At 68.9% G+C, this 19764-nt stretch carries 19 protein-coding genes; 10 read left to right on the plus strand and 9 right to left on the minus strand.

Annotation, left to right across the window (positions count from 1 at the left end; genetic code table 11):
• The 3 genes from ACIHFD_RS55575 to ACIHFD_RS55585 form a co-directional block, all read right to left on the minus strand.
• On the minus strand, nt 1-661 hold a 661-nt coding region (locus ACIHFD_RS55575), incomplete at its 3' end, for an FAD-dependent oxidoreductase (protein WP_397373804.1).
• 162 nt (nt 662-823) lie between these two features.
• The gene (locus tag ACIHFD_RS55580) at nt 824-2107 is read right to left on the minus strand and encodes an ArsB/NhaD family transporter (RefSeq protein ID WP_397373805.1); all 1284 of its coding nucleotides are present in this window, start codon (nt 2105-2107) and stop codon (nt 824-826) included.
• Nucleotides 2104-2550 carry a CBS domain-containing protein gene (locus tag ACIHFD_RS55585; protein ID WP_397373806.1) on the minus strand — a complete coding sequence of 149 codons (447 nt, stop codon included), beginning with the start codon at nt 2548-2550 and terminating at the stop codon, nt 2104-2106. Before ACIHFD_RS55585 ends, ACIHFD_RS55580 begins: the two co-directional genes overlap by 4 nt.
• 281 nt (nt 2551-2831) lie before the next feature.
• Here ACIHFD_RS55585 and ACIHFD_RS55590 point away from each other — a divergent pair, with 281 nt between their 5' ends.
• Complete coding sequence (locus ACIHFD_RS55590) at nt 2832-4046, plus strand: cation:proton antiporter (RefSeq protein ID WP_397373807.1); 1215 nt, start codon at nt 2832-2834, stop codon at nt 4044-4046.
• A gap of 91 nt (nt 4047-4137) precedes the next feature.
• Nucleotides 4138-5013, plus strand: a complete 876-nt coding sequence (locus tag ACIHFD_RS55595; RefSeq protein ID WP_397373808.1) for an alpha/beta fold hydrolase — start codon at nt 4138-4140, stop codon at nt 5011-5013.
• Nucleotides 5014-5019: 6 nt separating this feature from the next.
• On the opposite strand, the gene ACIHFD_RS55600 is transcribed toward ACIHFD_RS55595, so the two are convergent.
• Entirely contained in the window at nt 5020-5892 is an 873-nt protein-coding gene (locus ACIHFD_RS55600) for an SAM-dependent methyltransferase (protein WP_397373809.1), read from the minus strand.
• Nucleotides 5889-6365, minus strand: a complete 477-nt coding sequence (locus tag ACIHFD_RS55605; protein WP_397373810.1) for a GbsR/MarR family transcriptional regulator — start codon at nt 6363-6365, stop codon at nt 5889-5891. The genes ACIHFD_RS55600 and ACIHFD_RS55605 overlap by 4 nt, the downstream gene beginning before the upstream one ends.
• 152 nt (nt 6366-6517) lie before the next feature.
• Here ACIHFD_RS55605 and ACIHFD_RS55610 point away from each other — a divergent pair, with 152 nt between their 5' ends.
• Nucleotides 6518-7231: a DUF998 domain-containing protein gene (locus ACIHFD_RS55610; RefSeq protein ID WP_397373811.1), complete on the plus strand. Its 714-nt coding sequence runs from the start codon at nt 6518-6520 to the stop codon at nt 7229-7231.
• Nucleotides 7232-7335: 104 nt separating this feature from the next.
• Here the strand turns inward: ACIHFD_RS55610 and ACIHFD_RS55615 are convergent, their stop codons facing one another.
• Together ACIHFD_RS55615 and ACIHFD_RS55620 are read right to left on the minus strand one after the other, a co-directional pair.
• Nucleotides 7336-7647 carry a GbsR/MarR family transcriptional regulator gene (locus ACIHFD_RS55615; RefSeq protein ID WP_397373812.1) on the minus strand — a complete coding sequence of 104 codons (312 nt, stop codon included), beginning with the start codon at nt 7645-7647 and terminating at the stop codon, nt 7336-7338.
• Between the two features lie 117 nt (nt 7648-7764).
• On the minus strand, nt 7765-8946 hold the full coding sequence (locus ACIHFD_RS55620; RefSeq protein ID WP_397373813.1) for a cytochrome P450: 1182 nt from the start codon (nt 8944-8946) through the stop codon (nt 7765-7767).
• An 87-nt stretch (nt 8947-9033) separates the two neighbouring features.
• Here ACIHFD_RS55620 and ACIHFD_RS55625 point away from each other — a divergent pair, with 87 nt between their 5' ends.
• Nucleotides 9034-9639, plus strand: a complete 606-nt coding sequence (locus ACIHFD_RS55625) for a TetR/AcrR family transcriptional regulator (RefSeq protein WP_397373814.1) — start codon at nt 9034-9036, stop codon at nt 9637-9639.
• 497 nt (nt 9640-10136) lie between these two features.
• Complete coding sequence (locus tag ACIHFD_RS55630; protein WP_397373815.1) at nt 10137-10646, plus strand: Imm21 family immunity protein; 510 nt, start codon at nt 10137-10139, stop codon at nt 10644-10646.
• A gap of 66 nt (nt 10647-10712) precedes the next feature.
• Here ACIHFD_RS55630 and ACIHFD_RS55635 read toward each other — a convergent pair whose 3' ends face one another.
• Complete coding sequence (locus ACIHFD_RS55635) at nt 10713-11141, minus strand: DUF6086 family protein (RefSeq protein WP_397373816.1); 429 nt, start codon at nt 11139-11141, stop codon at nt 10713-10715.
• Between the two features lie 234 nt (nt 11142-11375).
• Here ACIHFD_RS55635 and ACIHFD_RS55640 point away from each other — a divergent pair, with 234 nt between their 5' ends.
• The 5 genes from ACIHFD_RS55640 (at nt 11376) to ACIHFD_RS55660 (ending at nt 16368) form a co-directional block, all read left to right on the plus strand.
• Entirely contained in the window at nt 11376-12518 is a 1143-nt protein-coding gene (locus ACIHFD_RS55640; protein WP_397373817.1) for a hypothetical protein, read from the plus strand.
• 467 nt (nt 12519-12985) lie between these two features.
• A complete protein-coding gene (locus ACIHFD_RS55645) occupies nt 12986-13540 on the plus strand; it encodes an EF-hand domain-containing protein (RefSeq protein WP_397373818.1) in 555 nt (184 codons plus the stop codon).
• Nucleotides 13541-13951: 411 nt separating this feature from the next.
• Nucleotides 13952-14335: a peptidase inhibitor family I36 protein gene (locus ACIHFD_RS55650; RefSeq protein WP_397373819.1), complete on the plus strand. Its 384-nt coding sequence runs from the start codon at nt 13952-13954 to the stop codon at nt 14333-14335.
• 66 nt (nt 14336-14401) lie between these two features.
• Nucleotides 14402-15259, plus strand: coding sequence for a hypothetical protein (locus ACIHFD_RS55655; protein WP_397373820.1), 858 nt, complete (start codon nt 14402-14404; stop codon nt 15257-15259).
• A gap of 215 nt (nt 15260-15474) precedes the next feature.
• On the plus strand, nt 15475-16368 hold the full coding sequence (locus tag ACIHFD_RS55660; RefSeq protein WP_397373821.1) for a bile acid:sodium symporter family protein: 894 nt from the start codon (nt 15475-15477) through the stop codon (nt 16366-16368).
• 6 nt (nt 16369-16374) lie between these two features.
• On the opposite strand, the gene ACIHFD_RS55665 is transcribed toward ACIHFD_RS55660, so the two are convergent.
• Entirely contained in the window at nt 16375-19671 is a 3297-nt protein-coding gene (locus tag ACIHFD_RS55665; protein ID WP_397373822.1) for an ATP-binding protein, read from the minus strand.
• Between the last annotated feature and the right edge of the window lie 93 nt (nt 19672-19764).

Consider the following 19764-nt stretch of genomic DNA (forward strand, 5'->3'; position numbering starts at 1 on the left):
CGTAGGCGAGCAGTCGCCACTGATCGCCCGGCATCGGCATCGCGCCCAGCACGCCGTCGGGGTGCGCCCAGCCGCTGGTGCCCGACCGGTCCAGCTCGGGGTCGAGGCGGCCGTCGACCAGCAGGAACCGCTCGCTGACCTTCACCCCGGGAAAGCTAATCCCCGCCAGCCCACGAACCGAGCTGCCGCTCCCGTCACAGCCCACCAGCCAGCCCGCCCGGACGGTACTCCCATCGGCCAGCACCGCGGTGACCCCGGCCGCGTCCTGGCCCAAGGCGGTCAGTCTCCTGTCCCATTCCGGCCGCTCGCCCAACTCGGCAAGCCGCTCACGCAGCCGCGCCTCAACCCTGGCTTGAGAGATCACCATCGGCGGAGCCGCGGTGCCCAGCCCTGGGTCGCCGAACCGGATCTTCATCATCGGACGGTCCCCTGCGTACGTGGTGATGGCCATCGCCCGCACCGACTCCTCCGGCAGGTCACCGAGAGCGTCCAGACGGTCCAGCACCTCCGAGCCGCGAGCGTGCACGAAGTTCGCCCGGGACGTGGTGGCCGGCCCCGCTGCCTTGTCGATCACGCGGACCGATACGCCGTACTGCCGCAACGCGCACGCCAGCGCCAGGCCCACCGGCCCTGCGCCGACCACCAGAACATCGGTCTCCATGATCAGCCTTCAATTTATTAACGGAACGGGATCGTAAACATAATCCACCAACTACTCCGGTGTGTCCAGAGGGGGTGCCTTGCTGCAGATGGCAACTCGTCGGGGGTTGGTTATAAGAGGTCGCCGTGGCCCACTCTGTCCACCTGTGGGTGCTGACGCCGGTCAGAGGAGGTATCGCAGCCACAGGTACGGGGCGACCAGGGCGACGGTGACCGCCGTGACGATCAGGCCGTACTTGGTGAACTGCCAGAAGCTGATCGGCGTGCCGTTGCGGGCGGCGATGCCGAGCACGACGACGTTGGCCGCGGCACCGACCGCGGTGGCGTTGCCGCCGAGGTCGGCACCGAAGGCCAGCGCCCACCACAGCACGTCGTGCCCACCGTTGGCCTGGACCAGTTGCTCCACGATGGGGCTCATCGTGGCGACATAGGGGATGTTGTCCACGATGGCCGACAGCACGGCCGAGACACCCAGCAGTCCCAGGGCGGTGGCCTCCGGTTGCCCGCTGGTGGCCGAGACAGCGGCCCGCGACAGTTCCTTGATGACGCCGGTCTCGACCAGGGCGCCGACCATGACGAACAGGCCGGCGAAGAACACCAGCGTGGGCCACTCGACCTCGGCGATGGCCTCTTCGGTGGTCACCTTGGTCGCGGCCACCAGCACGCCCGCACCCAGCAACGCGACCACCGACGGCTCGTAGTGCAGCACCGGGTGCAGCACGAACGCGGCCATCACCAGGGCGAGCACGGCCAGCGACTGCCACAGCAGTCGCCGGTCGGCGATCGCCTCCCGCTCGTCCAGCGCCATGATGGACTCGGCGCGTTCGGGGTCGTAGCGGAACGATCGGCCGAACATCAGCCAGCACAACCCCACGAACACCGCCATCAACACGATGATCATCGGGGCCATGTGGGCAAGGAAGTCGTTGAAGGTCAGGCCGCCGCGGCTGGCGATGATGATGTTCGGCGGGTCGCCGACCAGGGTGGCCGCGCCGCCGATGTTGGAGGACATCGCCTCGGCGATCAGGAAGGGCGCCGGGTTGACGGCGAGCCGTTCGCACACCAGGAACGTCACCGGAGCGATCAGCAGTACGGTGGTCACGTTGTCCAGCAGCGCCGAGGCCGCCGCGGTGATCAGCACCAGCAGCACCATCAGCCGGAACGGCCGGCCGCGGGCCCGTTTGGCGGCCCAGATGGCGAGGTATTCGAAGACGCCGGTCTGCTTCAGTACACCGACGATGATCATCATGCCCAGCAGCAGGAAGATGACGTTCCAGTCGATCCCCGCGTGCCGGGAGAAGAACGCCGCCTCGCCCTTGGTGGCATGGATCAGCAGCATGATCCCCGCGCCGCCGAGCGCCGCCGCGACCCGGTGGACCTTCTCGGTAGCGATCAGTGCGTACGCGGCCAGGAAGACCGCCACGCTCACCCACGCGAGCACGCTCATACCGGGAGCACCCGGTCCAGCAGTGCCTGCAGCGTCACCGCCCCGATCAGCCGCCGGTGCTCGTCGACGACGCCGATCAGCGGGCTGTGGGTGCGCGCCATGAGTGCGGCCAGCTCCAGCACGGTCGCCTCGGGGTCGGTGACCGGTAGCTCGCGGGGCTGCCGTGGCAGTGCCTCGCGTACGGTGCGGCCGTCCAGCGCTTGGAGGAAGGCGTCCGCGTGTGACTCGTCCACCACCCGCGCCAGCGCCGGATCGTCCTGGCAGTAGCCGGGCACGGCCAGGCGCAGCACCTGCGTGCCGGGCAGGATCGTGACCGGCGAGTCTCCTCCGTCGACCACGATGAGACCCGGCAGATCCTGCTCGGCCAGCAACCTGGCCGCGTCGATCACGGGAGAATCCAGGCGGACCGTAGGGAAGTCGGTAAGCAATTCTCGGGCGCGCACCGGCACATCCTTCGCTCGACGGGGACAGAACGTGCCGACCAGACTTCCCGGCTCACCTGTAGACAACGTATCAAGCCCTGTCAAGATCGCCGAGAGCGGATCGGCAGCTCACCGCCCCGTTCACCGTGAAGGCGGCCGTCTGCGCCGTCAAGAATCCGTCTGTTCGCTTGACACGGCCGCTGCTAAGGTGAGCGTTGGTGCGCCGGGAAGTCTGGTCGGCAAGATCGCGATAGCTGGACCGACCGGAGGCGTTCCATGATGTGTTCTTCGCGGTGCCCCTGATGAGCGCTTTACTGACAGCGTTCGCGGGCGTGCTGCTGCTGGCTGTGCTGCTGTCCAGCCTGGCCCACCGCACCATCCTGTCCACGGCCGCGCTGTTCCTGGTGGCCGGATTCGTCCTCGGCGACGGGGTGTTGGGCGTGGTCTCGCTCAAGCAGGGCGATGAGCTGGTGGCGACGCTGGCCGAGCTGGCGCTGTTCACCGTGCTGTTCACCGACGGCATGCGGGTGGGCTGGCCGGAGTTGCGCAGCGCCTGGAGACTGCCGGGGCGGGCGCTCGGCTGGGGTCTGCCGCTCACCCTGGTCATCACCGCCGTGGGTGCGCACTACCTGGTGGGGCTGGGCTGGGTCGAATCCCTGCTGATCGGTGCCATCCTGGCGCCCACCGACCCGGTCTTCGCCGCCGCCCTGGTCGGCAACGAGAAGGTGCCACCCCGGCTGCGGCAGCTACTCAATGTCGAGTCGGGTGTCAACGACGGGCTCGCGCTGCCGTTCGTCATTCTCTTCCTGGCCATCGCCTCCGGAGCGCAGAACCTGCACCTGGGCGAGCTCAGCCTGGAGCTCGGCCTTGGCGTGCTCATCGGAGTCGTCATCCCCTGGGCGGCGATCAAGCTGGAGCAGACGCGCTGGTTCTCCGCCTCGACGCAGTACGAGCCGCTCAACGCCCTGGCCATCGGCCTGCTCGTGCTCGCCGTCGGCAAGGCCACACACGGCAACCTGTTCCTGGCCGCCTTCTTCGCCGGCATCACCGTCGCCACCATCGGGCAGCGGCAGCGCGAGTCGTTCGAGCACTTCGGCGAGCTCATCGCCGAAGTTTTCAAGCTGGCCGCGCTGCTGGTATTCGGCGCGCTCATCACCCCGCCCCTGCTCGGGTCGGTCGGTTGGCAGGGATGGCTGTTCGCGATCCTCGCCCTCGTGCTCGCCCGGCCGGCGGCCATCTGGTTGTCGTTCCTGCGATCGGGGCTGTCGGTGCGCGAGCAGGCGGCGGTGGCCTGGTTCGGCCCCAAGGGCTTCGCCTCCGTCGTGTACGGGCTGCTCGTGCTCGGCTCCGGCATCGCGCCCGCCGAGCAGGTGTTCCAGCTCGTCGCAGTGACCATCGTGCTGTCGATCCTGCTGCACTCCTCGACCGACATCGTGGTGGCGCGCTGGTTCGACGATGAGCGTGAGGTTCCGGCCTGGTACGGGAGCGTCGCCCGCAAGATGCGCCGACGGGAGTGACCGTGCCGGGGCTGATCCGTTGGCTCGTCCCGCGGATGTCTGCCCATCCCCTGGTCCGAGGTCGTGATCCCCTTTCACGCAAGGAGATGCCATGGTGTCCACATCCGGTGCGGCCTTCGCTGAGCGCACCACCAACGTCGCGCGCCTGCCGGCTGGTCAGGTGGAATACCGGCTGGAGGGTGAAGGCCTCAGGACGATCCTGGTGTTCCACGGCGGTCACACGCGGGCGGGGCTGGCGCAGGGTGAGGAGGTCTTCGCCGACGCCGGTTTCACGGTGCTGGCGCCCTCGCGCCCCGGTTACGGGCGTACGCCGATGACCACGGGCACCGCGCCGGCCGGCTTCGCCGACGCCACCTCCCAGTTGTGCCGGACCTTAGGCATCGAACGCCTGGCCACGGTGGTAGGGATTTCGGCCGGCGGGCGCACCGCGCTGACCATGGCCGCCCGCCACCCGCACCTGGTCGAGCGCGTCATCCTGCAAAGCGCCGTCGGATTCCTGCCCTGGCCCGACCGGCTGACCCGGCTGGGCGGCCGGGTGGTGTTCAATGCCCGGGTGGAGGCCGGTACCTGGGCGATCCTGCGGTCCCTGGTCCGCCTCGCACCGTCCCTGGGGCTGCGCCTGCTGCTCCATGACCTGTCAGTCCTGCCCGCGCGCCAGGTCCTGGCGCGCCTGTCCACCGCCGAGCGGGCCACGCTGGCCGGACTGTTCACCGTGATGCGCTCCGGAAGCGGCTTCGTCGCCGACATGCTCCCCGTGCCGGACTGCGCCGCGCAGGTCAGCCAGCCCACGCTGGTCATCGCCACCCGCATCGACCGGTCAGTGCCCTTTGCCCACGCCGAGTCCTTGGCCGCGGCGATGCCGAATGCCGAACTGGTGGACCCCCGGGCCGACAGTCACATGATCTGGTTCGGCCCTGACTATCCCCGCATCGCCGCGAAGATCCGTGATTTCCTCGCCGCAGGCTGAGCGCGGCTACCGCTTCTCGGCGTAGACGAAGCGTTCGAGGTCGGACACCGGCAGCTCACGGCCCGCCGGCTCCAGGTAGCGGGCCCGATATTCGGCGGCGCCGACCTGCTCACGCTCCACCCAGCCATAGCTCGCCAGCAGGCCGCCGACCTCGCCCGGAGCCAGACCGAACCGCCACAGCCGCCGCTTGACCACGAACTCCTCATACAGCGCCATAGCCCCGTGGCCGCCACCGTCCAAGAAATCCCGCAGCACGTAGGTGAACAGGAGCCGGCTGCCTGCCGTGGCCTGGGACAAGAACGCCAACGTGGCGCGAACTCCCTCCTCGGTCAGGTACTGCGTGACCGCCTCCCACACGAACACCACCGGCCTGCCGGTCTGGAACCCGTGCTCGGCCAGCACCCCGCCCAGATCGTCGGTCTCGAAGTCGACACCGATCAGCCGTACGTGTTCCGGCACGCCGCCGGACAGTGTTCGCAGCCGCTGCCGCTTGTCCTCGACGTTCGCCGGCAGGTCCAGCTCGTAGGCACGCCCGCCGGACGGCGTCAGACGGCAGGCACGGGTGTCCAGCCCCGCCCCGAGTACCACCACCTGCGTGATCCCGGTACGGAAGGCCTCAGTGACCTTGTCGTCGGCGTAACGCTTGCGGCACAGCACGGCGCCCCAGATCCCCGGTGCGCGCTTCTCCGATGCTGCGATCATCCATCGGCGCACGGCAGGCCATCGGCATGCCCGGACGGCTGCGCGCATGGTCACGGGCAGCAGCCCGATCGCCAGCCCGTCATCGATCAGGCGTCGGCCGGGTGGCTCGTACTGCTCGGCAGCGGCGATCATCATGGGGCCGAGCGCGGTCTGCGCCGCTGCGGGCCGTCGCGTCATGCCTCTTCCCTCCGATCGGCCCGTGCCTGCGATGGGGGCGGTGGGGCGTCATCGAACACCTTGGCCATCCACTCGAACGTGGCGTGCGCCTGACGCATCCGCCCGGTACGGTCCTCCTCCTGGCCGGCCAGCGCCAGCCCATCCCGGGTGATGTCCAAGAACGCGGCGATCCCGGCAACCTGCCGGCGCACCACAACCGTCCAAGCGTCCTCGGCCATCCGGTAGTAGACGGTCCGCTCGCCTGGCCGTGTCCGCCAGTCGAGGAAGCCCATGCTGGTCAGAAGCCGCAGGTTCGAGGTCAGCGAGGCGCGGCTGGCGCCGATGGCGTCGCTGATCTGCCCGGCGGACTGCTCTGGCGGATCGCAGATCATCAGCCAGCCCAGCACCCGCCCGGCGATCGGCGGCACCCCGTCGCGCGCCAGGTACATGGCGACCCGCTCTACCCACTCCAGCAGTTGCTCTTGCTTGGTCACACCCGATCCGCCTCCTCTTGCAGTTATTTCAGTATGCGCTAAAATCCATGTATTGATCAAGGATGTGCCTCAACCTGGGGCGTGCTGTTGGTGAGCCGGGAAGTCTGGTCGGCCCGTGACCTGCGGTCGCGGAGAAGCGGGAGGACTTTCCTATGGCCACGCGTACTCTCACGGCGCTACTCGGCAGCGGCGTCGCCGCCGGTGTGCTCGTACCGGTGCTGTTGTGGGCCGACGGCGCGACCCGCCCCGGCTACAGCCTCTGGCACCACGGCGCCAGCCAGCTCGGCACCGGCGAACGTGCTTGGCTGCAGACGGCCAACTTCGTGCTGGGCGGGCTGCTCCTGCTGGCCTTCGCGGCCGGGCTACGCCGAATCCTGCGCGGCGGCCGCGGGGCCACCCGGGTACCGGCACTGCTCGCGACCGCGGCGACCGGGATGATCGTGGCTGGGCTGGTGCCCACCGATCCAGCGCTGGGCTACCCGCCCGGGCAGCCCGCCCCGGCGACCGGCGCGCTCACCACCAGCGGCCTCATCCACCAGGCGGCCGGCTTCGCCCTGTTCGCCGGGTTAAGCGCCGCCGCGTTTGTACTGGCCCGGCGCTTGGGACAGCAGAGTCGCGCCTGGGCCGTCTACTCGCGCCTGTCCGGGGCCCTGATCATCGCCTTCGCCTTCGCCGCCGGCATCGCCTACCGCCTCGACGTTCTGGGCGTGTGGCGCCCGGCTCCTGCGGGCCTGCTCGAACATCTCTCCCTGCTGACCGGCTTTGGCTGGATCATCGCGGTGGGCGTTCATCTCCTGCGCAGCCACGTCCCCGGAGGCCCGAACACACCTCCGGCAGGCACCCAAGGACCCGCCCAGGCTGGATGACGCGAAAGCCAGTCGTCAGCTCTCCGGCGACAGCTGCGGAGCGGGAGCTGCCATCGACAGGCTCCCGCCCCGCGCGCTTTCCGGCGGCACGTTAGACGCAGCCGCTACCGGGGAGTGCCGGCGTGCTTGGCGGCATAGTGCTCGCGCCAGTTGTCGATGAGCGGGATCAACTGCTCGGTCATGTAGGCGTAGAAGTCCTTCATCTCGTGCAGGCGTCGGCCGGCGATGCTGTCCTCACCCGCCGCGTCAATGCCTTCCTGGGCGGCAGCGCCCATGGTGGCCAGCATCGCGTTCTGCTGTGACATCAAGCTGGCCCAAGCGCCTGCGCGGAAACGATAGTGGTCGCGGCGGCTGCCGGGGGCGGGGACCCGTTCGATGAGGCCGAGCGGGATCAGCTGCTTGACCGCGGTGGACACCAACCAGCAGAGCCGTAGGTACCGCCGGAGGCCTCGAACGAGCGGGTGGTCTCCGCGTCCAGGTCGGCCCGCCGGCGCTCCCGGGTGGTAGGCGCGTCCTGCCCGATGCGGTGGTCGTCACCAGGTGACGGGCAGGGCGGTGAGGCCGCCGGTGAGCACGTTCGGGTTGAAGGTCAGCTCCTCCACCGCGCAGCCAAGCTTCAGGGCGGGGAAGCGGGCGACGAGCTGGGAGAAGACGACCTGCAGCTCGATGCGGGCCAGTGGCGCGCCGATGCAGTAGCGGGCGCCGTGGCCGAAGGTCAGGTGCGGCGCCGGCGGCCGGTCGAGGTCGAAGCGGTCGGGGTCGGCGAAGACGGCGGCGTCGTGGTTGGCCGCGCCGGTGTCCAGCAGCACCAGGTCCCCGGCTCGGACGTGGGCTCCGGCGATCTCCAGGTCGGTGCGGGCGTAGCGGGGGATGCCGCCGCCACCCAGACCAGGCGCGCGCAGAATCTCTTCCACGGCAGCGTCGATCCGGGATGGGTCGTCCACGAGGGCCTGCCACTGGCCGGGGGTGGTCAGCAGCCACAGCGCACCGTTACCGATCACGGTGACCGTGGTCTCGTGCCCGGCGAACAGCAGAGTCATGCCCATCGCGGCGGCATCGTCGTCGCTGACGCCGTCGGTGGCGGCCAGCCGGGAGATCACATCGGCGTCCACTTCCCCTGCGGCGCGCTTGCGGACCACCAATTGCTGCCCGTAGCTGAACAGTTCGGCCAGCCCTTGCTCGGAGCGGGCCCGGTCGGTGATGTCGGCGGCAGCCTGCGTCCAGGCGCGAAACTGCGCCCGGTCCTCGAACGGGACGCCGAGGAGTTCGCAGATGACCGCGATCGGCAGCGGCAGGGCGAGCGCGGCGTGCAGGTCGGCAGATGGACCGGCGGTGGCCATCTCGTCCAGCAGGTTCGCCGTGAGCGTCTCGACCCGGCCGCGCAGCGCGCGCATGCGCTTGGGCGAGAAATGTGGCTGCAGCAGCGAGCGCATCCGCCGATGGTCGGCCTGCTCGGTGTCGAAGTCGCCCAGCGGGCCGCCGAACAGTGCTGACTCACCAGTGCGGGAGGCGCCCTCGGGCTCGCGGTGGGCGCGGCCGAGCCGGTCGTCATCCAGCAGAGCGCGTACCTGCTCATAGTCGGTCACCAGCCAGGCCGGGTCGCCGACGGCGGTGCGGATGGCGTGGATCGGGCCTTGGGCCTGCAGCTGGCGCAGCAGCGGCGCCGGCTGCATCGGGCCGGGCTGCTGGAACGGCAGCCGGACGGGTTCGGACACGACTCCCCCAAGAGGTAGACGCAGATTTGTATACTTCGATGTCTAAAAAACTACATGTATACTTCTGCTTCTACAAGTGGAGGTGGGATGAGCAATCCCGAAGCAGGCGGTACCGCCTCTGAGGCCGTCCCGACTTCACCGGTGCGGCGGCTGCGGCGCGCCGAGCGGCGGGAGCAGATCCTGGACGCTGCCACCCGCGCCTTCGCCCGTGCCGGTTACGCCGCCACCGGCCTTGACGACATCGCCGCCGAGGCCGAACTGACCCGGGCGATGTTGTATCGGCACTTCGACTCCAAGGCCGACCTGTACCGAGCCGTGCTCGACCGGGCGTGCGTGCGGCTGGCCGAGGCCACTGGCACCGACGACTTCGACGAGCGCGCCCTCCCCGCCCTCGTGCGCGCTGCCGCGGCTGATCCCGACGGCTTCAGGCTGCTGTTCCGCTACGCGGCCCGCGAGCCCGACTTTCGCGAACTGATCGACTCCATGACCGCCGCTTCTCGTGAGGTCGCCCGCCGCAACCTGGCCAGGAGGATCCCTGCGGGCCCTTGGCTGGACTGGGCCGCGAACCTGATCCCCACCCTGACCCTCGAGGCCGTCATCGCCTGGCTGGATGCCGGCCAGCCCGACCCCGACCAGGCCGCTCAGCGCATCGATCAGGCCGTACACGGTGTCATGGCCGCCGCCCAACCTTGAGCCGTCCAACAGCGGGTCACCGCGTACGGCCATCATCGGCAGTGATCGGTTCCGATCAGGTCTCAGAACACGTGACTGGATTGGGCGGATCAGCGCTTGAAAGTCCGCAGCAGGGTCCTCATTGCGGGCCAACGCTCTCACGCGGGGACGTCGGACAGCACTGAGCTCGGGCGTCGGTGAGCTGGATAGCATCGAAGGGAGAGATTCTCTCGGCAAGGCGGTGGGGCGAGATGAACCGACCGATGCCGGCGGGGATCGCGACCGGATCGGTGCTCGCGCCGCCGCCCCACGACCGCTTGGTAATGGCTGGTCTCCATTCGTGGTCGGGGGCGATGGAAGAGCCGGATAACGGTGTTCTCAGATCGCGTGGCTAAGCATGTGGGCGCTGACTCGGCCATAGGTAGACAGCGGGTCGCCTGTGTGCCCTTCGAGGATTTGACTGCTGCGGGTACCTTGTCCCCCCCAAGAACGATCATGCATCGAGAGCGAGGTCATCAGTGCTGCATACCTGGGTCAGCACCGCCGGAGGTCCACTGATCGCCATCCCCCAGTCCGAGCTGAACACGTGGGCGGGTGTTAACGACAACGATGGTCCCGTCGAGACCTGGGGAGACTACGGCCGCGCCTGCGCTGTTGAGGGCTACATCGGTACCGTCACCGTTGGGGCGCGGCAAGCCCTTGTTCTCGGCGACGAACCTGCCATGACGACCTATCTGCCGACCGAACGCCTCTTCCTGCGCTGGGCCGCCGCATACTCCGAAGCCGAGCTGGTCGCGGCAGCCGAGCGAGCCCTGGCGGCAGAGCCGGATTGGAATGATGACGAAGACCTGAACTGGGAGGTGCGGGAGGCGGTCGTGCTCTTCGACTCGGCCATTCCCGGTGCTGAGCTGGAGCCTGACGATCGACTCATCATTGATCTGGAGCCTGGCCAGTACAGGGTTCGAGCCACCTACATGAAGGATGAGGACAATTGGATGATCCTCGTCCAGCTCCAGCCGGGAACCTGAGCCCCGGGCGTACTCCGCGTCTGTGTCGCTCTTCCATTGATCATGTGGTCGGGTGTCGTAGGAGCCTTAGCGCGGCATGGCCCGAGCGTGCTGCCCAGAAAGGGCCGCCCATCGCTCAACATCACGTACCTGGCCACCTGGTGGCCATGCGGAATGTTCGCTCACCTGCACATCCCTCCAGCCGCCATCGTTCGCATGGGGCACGGGCAGTTTTGCTCCGCCGCGCTCAACGAGAACGAGGGCCGTCGCTATGAAGCCCTCCATGAGTGAGTGCAGGATGGGATGGTTCGAACGCTCGTAGCGCTCGATTAGCGCACTCACGAAGGCCGCGAAGGCGGCCAGGTCAACCTCACATTCGTCGCTCACCATAGGGCCGAGCCCCGTCGGCAATCCTGTCTCGGGGGCAAGCGCTTCCGCTGATCGCATGAACAGGCCGGCGACTCCGTTCGAGGGGTTCCAGAGGACTTGATCGCCAACCTGGAAGTACTGGCTCATGTTCTCCTCGTGTTCCACCGCGCCCGCCGTTCGGGCCGCGACGTTGGGCCCGAAGGTTAGCGTTTCCTACGCATCCCCGGGTATCGTCGCGGGTCCATCGCAGTAACCCGGACGAGCTATCAGGACGGACTCGGTCATCCGAGCTCACCTTCTGCGGGAGGCAGGGCAGGACGCGGGCGATCTGGCAGGCTGGCAGGAGGAGGACAGCAGAAGCGGCAGGACGGAGACGAGCGCGTGGCTGGTTGGAGCGCGATGGCGGGGATGCACGACTTCGTCGTGCCCGACGAGGGGGCGGCGCAGGCGTTCGCCGAGCAGCTCGCGGAGTACGGGTTCCCCTGCGTTTTCGCCCGTCCGCACCCGGACGGCGGCTGGCTGGTGATGGCGCTCGACGAGGGCCCCTACCCGGTCGACACCGTGGGTCACCGGCAGATCGAGGCGGTGAGCCGGGAGGCTGCGGCGATCGCGCGGATGCATGGCGGTCGGCCCAGTGGCGGCAGCCGGTTCGACGTCAGCAGGATGGCCGAGTATCGCAGCTGGACCGCCCCGATCGAGGTGAAGGGGACGAAGGCGCGTCCGCCGGTCCCGGAGGTCACCGTCGTTCCGGCGCCACCGCTGGAACCACTGGCGCTCACACCGGACTTCGCCACCCCGGGGATCGTGGAGCTGGCCGGTCTCGACGACGTGCCGTGGGGCGACCTGGAGCATGCGCACGGTTCCGCCGACGACGTCCCCGGCCTGCTGCGCGAGCTGGCGGACGGTACGGGGGAGTGGGACGAGGTCCTCGACGAGTTGTTCGGTGACGACCTGCTGCACCAGGGCGACTGCTATGAGGCCACCGCCCCCGCGCTGCCGTTCCTCACCGAGCTGATCGTCGCCGACATGGTGCCCGCGCGTCAGCGCCGGGACCTCTATCTGTGGCTGATGGTCGCCGGTGGCCGCCGCAACGACAACCTGGTCGCGTTCGCCGACCTCGCGCTGGACGAGGAGGAGCCGCTCCAGCCGGGTGCATGGACCGAGGAGGTGTTCCGGACCGTCGGTGACCAGGTTCCGGTGCTACTGGACCGGTGGGACGCCGAGCCGCCGGGAATCCGTTTCGTGCTCGCGGTCCTTGCCGCGCAGCATCCCGGGCACGGTGTGCGGGCCGCCGACCGGATCGCTGCGTTGGCCGCCGAGCTCGACGGGACGCGGCAGGGTGCGTACCTGCGGCTCGCCGTGGAACTCGTGCACGGCCGCGACGCGCAGGCGCTGGCTCTCGCCTCCGAGATCATCGACTGGGCGGATCACCTGGAACCGAAGTGGCTGGAGGCCCCGGGCGTGCCCGACGGCATCAAGGCGGCGCACGTGCTGGCCGAGGGCGCGCTCCGCACGATCGAATAGCGGCATCGCTCCTGGTCACCAGCTTGTACGGCCTGGCCACGTGATGCTCGAATGTGATGGGTGGCGGCCCATTGTGGGCGCTGTGCCGCCGGGTGGTGTTGTAGGCATTGGCGATCCGGGGAGCGGTCTTCATGCGGGCCTCGGCTTTGGTAACGACACACGACTGTTGTTCGCCACGAATCGCATCCGTATCGGCGGAAGATGCAGGGTTATCGGTGATGTCGAGTGCTGAGGCGTGGCTGACGATCCACATGGCATGACAGTGATCCGGGTGTCGATGCTCCGGTGTCGGACTCTCTCTCGGAGGCCGTTCTTTCGCGGACACCGGCGTACTGCTCCCACGCGCTCTCTCAAGGCACATTAGTGTTGCCGCGTCGCCACCATGGCGCCATCTGTCACTGAGCGGAGCCATCCGGATACTTAGGGATCGGTCGCGATCCACGCCGTTCGATCCGGGAGGTACACCTGTGACCCGCTCTCTGCACGAGTCCAACATCGCTGCCCTGTTCGCACTGCTTGACAGCACCGGCGACGGGCAGATCGCTGCCGATGACTTCAAGCTCATCGCGGACAGGGTATGTGCCGCGGTGGCCCCTGACCCGGGCTCGCGTCAGCATCAGGCCATTCAGCAGTTGTGCGCGGACTGGTGGGAACACATCCGCGAGGACGCCGACCTCGATGGCGATGCCGCGGTGAGCGAGGCGGAGTTCGCCCAGGCGGTGGACCACCTGGTCGCGAGCCATCCGCAGTTCCAGCAGATGACCAGCGCGTTGTCGTGCGCCGCCTTCGATGCCGCCGACACCGACGAAGACGGGTTCATCTCAGCGCCGGAACTCGATCACTTCTTCAGCGGGATAGGTATCCCCCACGAGGTGGCCGAGGGTGCTTTCGCCCAACTGGACACCGACGGCGACGGCAGGATCTCCCGCCAGGAGTACGCCGAAGGCGTTTGGGTGCTGCTCACAAGTGAAGACCCCGTTGCCCCTGGATCGGCGATCCTGGGGCAGACGGGTGCGGGCTGAGCTCTCCCGCTGCGGGTTGCGGCCTGTCAGTAAGGTTGGCTGCCACGATCCATAACCGGTCGAGGTCGTACGGTGCGTACCCGAAAGATTGCCTGGCCGCACGCCACGGTCCCGTTCTGGCGGGACCGTCGGCTCAGCCTACGCAAGTTCGGACCTTGCAGGCCCGTCACCAGCGGAAACGCGGTGACGGGCCGCTCGCTTTGTGTCCGGCCGTCCACGGTCGCCGCCGGCACAGGATCGCCCCCACAGGCGTACGTTCCCGGCCATAACGCGTGCACCTCCACGTGGGGTGACCCGTTGGCCGTGTGCACGAGGTGGCGCATGATCACCACTTAACCGAATTCGTGGAATTTTCCGGCATGTACCTGACTATGATCACAACAATTTCGGCTCCACGAGAATGAGGTGTGCATGAAGCGAGCAAGGGTGCGCAGCGCCGGTGTGGTGGCGCTGGCCCTGGTCAGCCTGGTGGGGGTCGGCTCCACTGCGCAGGCCGAGGTGGACCCGGCGGTGAGCTCCTGCGAGCTGGCCTTCTGCCTGTACGAGCACGACAAGTTCAAGGGCGCAGAAGAGGAGTTCATGTTCGAGGGCTGGGGCCTGTGCTACAACGCACTCAAAGTGAACAACAAGGCGAGCTCCATGCGGAACAACAGCGCCGCCAGGGTGCAGTTCTACAACTCCGCCAACTGCTCCGGCGCGTACGGCTACGCGGCAAAGCCGTCCTCTTCGGACGGCGACCTGACGAACAACGGGTTCGACAACAAGACCAGCTCCATCAGGTACGTCAGGCCGTAAGGCCCTGAACCGCTCGCAGGACACCGAGTTCGGTACCCGGCCCCGCGGCCGATCGGAGGAATCAGCGTGTCTGTTCGGCTGCGGGGAGCGGTCGGGGTGCTCCTGATCGCGGCGACAGCCGCCTGTTCGACGGCGGCGGCGACGGAGCCGCGGGTTCCGGTGCCGACGCCGGGGGTGGAGGCGCGAGAGCTCTCGATCCCCTTCGACCGCTACAACTTCTCCCCGTCGGACATCGGCATCCTTGAGGGCGCCGAAGAGCTCCTCATCCGCGACTGCATGCGGCGGCGGGGCATGGCGTGGGAGGTGCTGCCGCAGAGCGCGGCGGAGGACGTGGAGCCGGCCAACCGCCGCCGCTACGGTGTCGTCGAACCGGAGATCGCTCGCCTCTTCGGCTATCACAACCCGCCCGACCGCCCTACCGTGGCCCGGCGCGCCGCCGCACGTGCCGGCCGTATGCGAAGCCTGTCGGCGAAGGAACGGCAGGCGGCGTACGGCGAGAAGGACGGCTGCCTGAAACAGGCGCGGGACCACCTGGAGCAGGGCACCCCGCAGGTCGACGAAGCCCTGTTCAACAGGCTCATCTCGGAGACCTTCGAGCGCTCTCAGGGGAATCCGGAGGTCGTCCAGGTTTTCCGGGCCTGGAGCACGTGCATGCGGGAGCAGGGCCGGCAGTACGCCGACCCGCTCGCCGCCATCACCGACCGGCACTGGATGAAGGGCGGCCCCGCATCCCAGGAGGAGATCCGCGCGGCGCAGGCGGACGTGGGGTGCAAGGCGCGGACCGACCTCGTCTCCATCTGGTCGGCCGTGGAGAAACGCATCCAGGACGATGCCGTCGCGGCTCACCCCGCCGAGTTCCATGCGCTTCAGGAGACCAAGGGTCGGCAGCTCGCGGCCGCCCGCGCCGTCCTCGCCCGCGGCTGACCGGCACCTCGTACATGCCCTTGGGCCGCGCAGGTCGGCGAGGCGGCTGGGACGGTCGCCGTCACAGTCCCCGCGGCTCGGAATGCCTCACGCTGATCACGCACGGCAGACCTGAGCAATGGCCAGGCTGCTGACGAGTGGTAGCCACCGTCCCCCGCCCGGCAAACCTTGCGGCGACCTACCAGAACTTGTAGGTATGCCCGAGAATGTCCGCTATGGGTTCCGCGTTGATCTTGGCCAGTCTGCCGTTCGCCATCGGCATCGTCATGCTCGGCCTCGGCCTCAGCCTGACCCTGGACGACTTCCGGCGGGTTGGTCAGTATCCGAAGGCGGCCGTGGTCGCGCTGCTGTGCCAGATCGTGCTGCTGCCGGCGATCTGTTTCGGCGTGGTGCTCGTCTTCCGGCTTCCGCCGGAGCTGGCGGTCGGGTTGCTGCTGGTCGCGGCGTCGCCCGGTGGCCCCGCGGCCAACCTGTTCAGCCACCTGTTCGGTGGGAACGTCGCGCTGAATGTCACGCTCACCGCGATCAACTCGGTGCTGGCCGTGGTCGTCCTGCCGGTCGTGGTGAACCTCTCGGCCGGGTACTTCTTGCCCGATGGGGCCGCCCTCGGGCTGCAGTTCGGCAAGATACTGCAGGTCTTCATGATGGTGCTCGTACCGGTCGCGATCGGGATGCTCGTGCGCGCATGGGCGCCGGAGGCGGCGCGGCGGCTCAACCTCCCCGTCCGGGCGCTGTCGGTCGTGGTCCTGGTCGGGGTCATCTACGCCGTGCTGTACGCGGAGCGGGAGAACCTCGTCGGCTATTTCGTCTCGGTCGGGCTCGCCGCGTTGGCCTTCAACATCGTGAGCCTGCTGATCGGCTACGGCGTGCCGCGCCTGGCCGGCGTCGACCACCGCGCGGCCACCGCGGCCGGGTTCGAGATCGGCATCCACAACACCGGGCTCGCCATCACGATCGCGCTGAGCCCGACGCTGTTGAACAGTGCCGAGATCGCCATCCCGGGCGCGGTGTACGGCATTGTCATGTTCTTCACGGCGACCGGATTCGGCTGGTTGATCAGGGGCCGAGCTCGACGGCATCCACAGATCCAACGTGACGGTGTGGCCTGAGCGCGATCAAAGCTCGGTGAGGAACTTCTCGGCGCGGCGGGCGAAGAGGTGGGACCCGCGTTCGTCGGACCGGTCGCGGGCCTTTTCGGCAGCGGCTCGTACGACTTCGGCGGGTTCGCCGCGGGCGTGGAGCAGGCGTGCCCGCAGCAGCAGGACCAGTCCTTCGGCGTAGCGTTGGCCGTAGGCCTCGAGGGCCTGGTCCGCTCGGTCGAGGGCGACGCCCGCCTCGTCCGGCATCCCGGCGGCCAGCCACATCTCGGCGATCAGCGCGTGGTGGTACGCGACGCCCCACCGCGGCGGGTCGACCAGCGTCCCGGCCAGGAGCTGGTCGGCCTCCGCCGCGATACCGGCCGGGTCATCGCCTGTGAGGGCACGGGCCCAGTACCAGTTCAGCCGTACGTAGTGCTCCTGCTGGACGGCGGCGCGGCCAGTGCCCACGGCCATCCACCGCTCGATCGTGCGTATCACCCAGGCCGCGTCACCGGCCATCGAAGCAATGATCGTGGTGTAGTAGGCCCAGGTCGCGACCGCATACGAGTCGTCGGGGCCGTTCCACTTGTCGATCATGGTCTCCGCCGTCCCGGCGTCACCGTGCAGTGCCGTTATGACAGCCTGCCAGCCGGGCCACTCGCCCGAGACGTCACGCCGGATCGGGGTCTCGCTGTGCGCGGAGACAACCCCGTCGAGTAGGGCGGGGTTGTTCTCGCTGAAGCACCGGTATGCCTCGCCGATGTTGCCGATGTCCCACTGGTGCAGGCCCCAGGCTTGCCGGCCGTACACCCGGACGACCGGATCGGAGGACGCCTCCCCTTGCTCGTACAGCCGGCGGACCAGACGAACGCGGTCCCACTCCAGGAAGGTGTAGGCCCCGAACAGGCGCGCGAAGAGGAGGCCGGCGGCCTCCACCTCCCGGCCGAGTTGGCGGGCCAGGTGTTCCGCACGCTCCAGCAGATCGAACGTCGTGCCGCCGAACCCGGCTTGCCGGCGCGGGGCGATGGCGAGTAGCGAGAGGGCGGAGAGCTCGAGTTCCGGGAGCCCGGCGTTCCGCGCGATCTGGGCGGCCGATTGCAGGTGCCGGTCGGCGGCGGCGAACGCGAGCTTGGTCGTCGCGCGACGACCGGCGCGCTTCAGCGCCTCCACGGTACGAACCGGGTCGGCGAGGGGACCGGCGGCGGACAGGTGGAAGGCGAGACGTTCGGTGATGGACTCGTCGTCCGCTTGGCTCTCTTCGAGCGCATCCGCGACACGCAGGTGCAGCCGGACGGTCCGCAGCTGCTCCGTTGTCTCCATGATCGATTCACGGACCAGGTCGTGCGCGAAGCGCCACGAGAACGGGTCCTCCGGCCCCGTTTCGAGCAGGCCCAGCGCGCGCAGCGGTTCGAGGCGTTCGAGGCAGTCTGCGAAGTCGACACCGGCGGCGCGGGCGAGCAGGCCGAGGTCGACGTCGCGGCCGATCAGCGCGGCGACCCGCAGCAGGTCGCGAGCGCTGTCGTCGAGGCCCGCCATCCGGTCGCGGACGACGTCTCGCACCGTGGACGGCACCCCTGCCCGGGCCGATGCGTCGCCGTCGCTGAGCGCGCCGCGGTCGCTGAGGAGCCGCGACAGTTCGCGGACGAAGAAAGGATTGCCGGCGGTGCGAACGTGGATGTTGCGGGCGGTGTCCGTACCGGGTTCGTGGCCGGTCTCGCGGCGGATGAGTTCGGCCACGTCGGTCAGGCTGAGCGGGCCGAGCTGGATCCTGCGGTGGTTGGGCAGCCGGCTGGCGGCGGCCAGTACCCGCGAAAGGTCGGGGCCGGGTGTGGGCGCGCGGTCGCGAAGGGCGCCGACGATCGCGGTGCCGGCGGGCAGCCGGCCCGCCAGGTGGTTGAACAGCTGGAGCGAGGTGGCATCGATCCATTGAAGATCGTCCATGACGAGCAGCATCGGTCGTTCTGCCGAGGCCTGGCCGATAAAGGTGACGACCTGCTCGAACAGGCGGAACTGGGCGCGGCCGCCGGAAACCGGCGGCGCGGCGTCATCGTCCCGAGATTCGAGGAGACGACCGAGTTCGCTGGCCAGCCACTTCTCGCGCGCCAACGCGGGCAGGCTGTCGAGGACAACGGTGAGCGCCTGCTCCCATGGCCACATCGAGGGTGTTCCGTCGCCTTCCAGACAGGAAGCCCAGACGACGAGCGCGCCACGCCGGTCCGCGGCGGCGGTGGCCTCTTCCAGCAGGCGTGTCTTGCCCGCGCCCGGTTCGCCTTCGACGATGGCGAGCCCGGTGCGGCCGGTGAGCGCCGCCTCGATGGTCTGCCGCAGCACGCCGAGTTCCTCGCCGCGGCCGACCAGGCTCGCCGGTGCGCGGTCACTCTCACTTTCCGTGCTCGTCACCGCCGGCGACGTCGGGGTCTGCGTCAGTACTCGCAGGTGCGCGGCCTGCAGCGCCGGGCCGGGGTCGATGCCGAGCTCCTCGGCGAGGCGCTCACGGACCGCGTGGAACGCTGACAGCGCCTCCGCCTGCCGTCCAGCTGCGCCGAGGGCGGTGATGAGGCCGGCATGTACGGGTTCGTGGAACGGTGCCATCGACGCGGCCAGCTGCAACGCCGGGATCACCCGCTCCGGCCGGCGAAACGACACGGCCAGTTCGGCCGCCGCCGCGCAGGCGGCGTAGAACTCGTCGTCCAGGGTGGCCAGGATCGACATCGCGGCCGATCCGTAGGACAACCCGTCCCCCGCGGGGCCACGCCAGAGGCCGAGCGCTCTGACGTAGTGGTCGAGCGCCACTTCGCGAGCCTGCTGGGCGAGGGCGGTCTGGGCGGCTTCGAGGAGTTCCCGGAACGTGACGAGGTCCAGCGTGCCGGGGCCGGCGCTGAACGCGTACGTGTTGCCGCGGCGGTGCAGATACGTACCGGCCGCCCGGGCGGGGACCGCGGGTTCGAGCACCCGCCGCAATGCCCCGATGTACTTCTGGATGAGGTTGAGCGCGCTGGCGGGAGCGTCATCGGCCCAGAGCAGGTCGATCAATTCCCTGGTGCTGACCGGATGGCCCACGCGCGCCAGGAGCAGGGCCAACAGCTGCGCCTGCTGCCGGGGGCCGACGTCCAGTTCGGCGCCATCGCGCCACAGCCGCAGCGGACCGAGGATCTGCAGGCGCAGCGAACCGGCACCGGTCGGCGGATCTTCGCCGTCGGGCCGAACGGGATGGGCGGGCCCGGTCACGTCGACTCCCGGATGGACATGACAGATTGGTCCGCTTACGACCCGTTTCGGGACGCAGCGTGCACCGAGTATATGGGCCCAGGATTGGTCGTAGAAGAGATCCACCTGCCAGGCAGGATCGTCACGGAAGTCTCAGGCGCTCGTCCAGTTCGGCGCGCGTGCCGGACATCACGGCCGCGGTCACCTGGATACCCCGAC

The organism is Nonomuraea sp. NPDC051941 (genome assembly GCF_044593615.1).

Bases quoted from the DNA above. Each gene is read 5' to 3' on its own strand.
- ACIHFD_RS55660 (WP_397373821.1), top strand. From the start codon at position 15,475: ATGGGTTCCGCGTTGATCTTGGCCAGTCTGCCGTTCGCCATCGGCATC.
- ACIHFD_RS55595 (WP_397373808.1), top strand. From the start codon at position 4,138: ATGGTGTCCACATCCGGTGCGGCCTTCGCTGAGCGCACCACCAACGTC.
- ACIHFD_RS55600 (WP_397373809.1), bottom strand. From the start codon at position 5,892: ATGACGCGACGGCCCGCAGCGGCGCAGACCGCGCTCGGCCCCATGATG.
- ACIHFD_RS55590 (WP_397373807.1), top strand. From the start codon at position 2,832: ATGAGCGCTTTACTGACAGCGTTCGCGGGCGTGCTGCTGCTGGCTGTG.
- ACIHFD_RS55580 (WP_397373805.1), bottom strand. From the start codon at position 2,107: ATGAGCGTGCTCGCGTGGGTGAGCGTGGCGGTCTTCCTGGCCGCGTAC.
- ACIHFD_RS55625 (WP_397373814.1), top strand. From the start codon at position 9,034: ATGAGCAATCCCGAAGCAGGCGGTACCGCCTCTGAGGCCGTCCCGACT.
- ACIHFD_RS55610 (WP_397373811.1), top strand. From the start codon at position 6,518: ATGGCCACGCGTACTCTCACGGCGCTACTCGGCAGCGGCGTCGCCGCC.
- ACIHFD_RS55650 (WP_397373819.1), top strand. From the start codon at position 13,952: ATGAAGCGAGCAAGGGTGCGCAGCGCCGGTGTGGTGGCGCTGGCCCTG.
- ACIHFD_RS55635 (WP_397373816.1), bottom strand. From the start codon at position 11,141: ATGAGCCAGTACTTCCAGGTTGGCGATCAAGTCCTCTGGAACCCCTCG.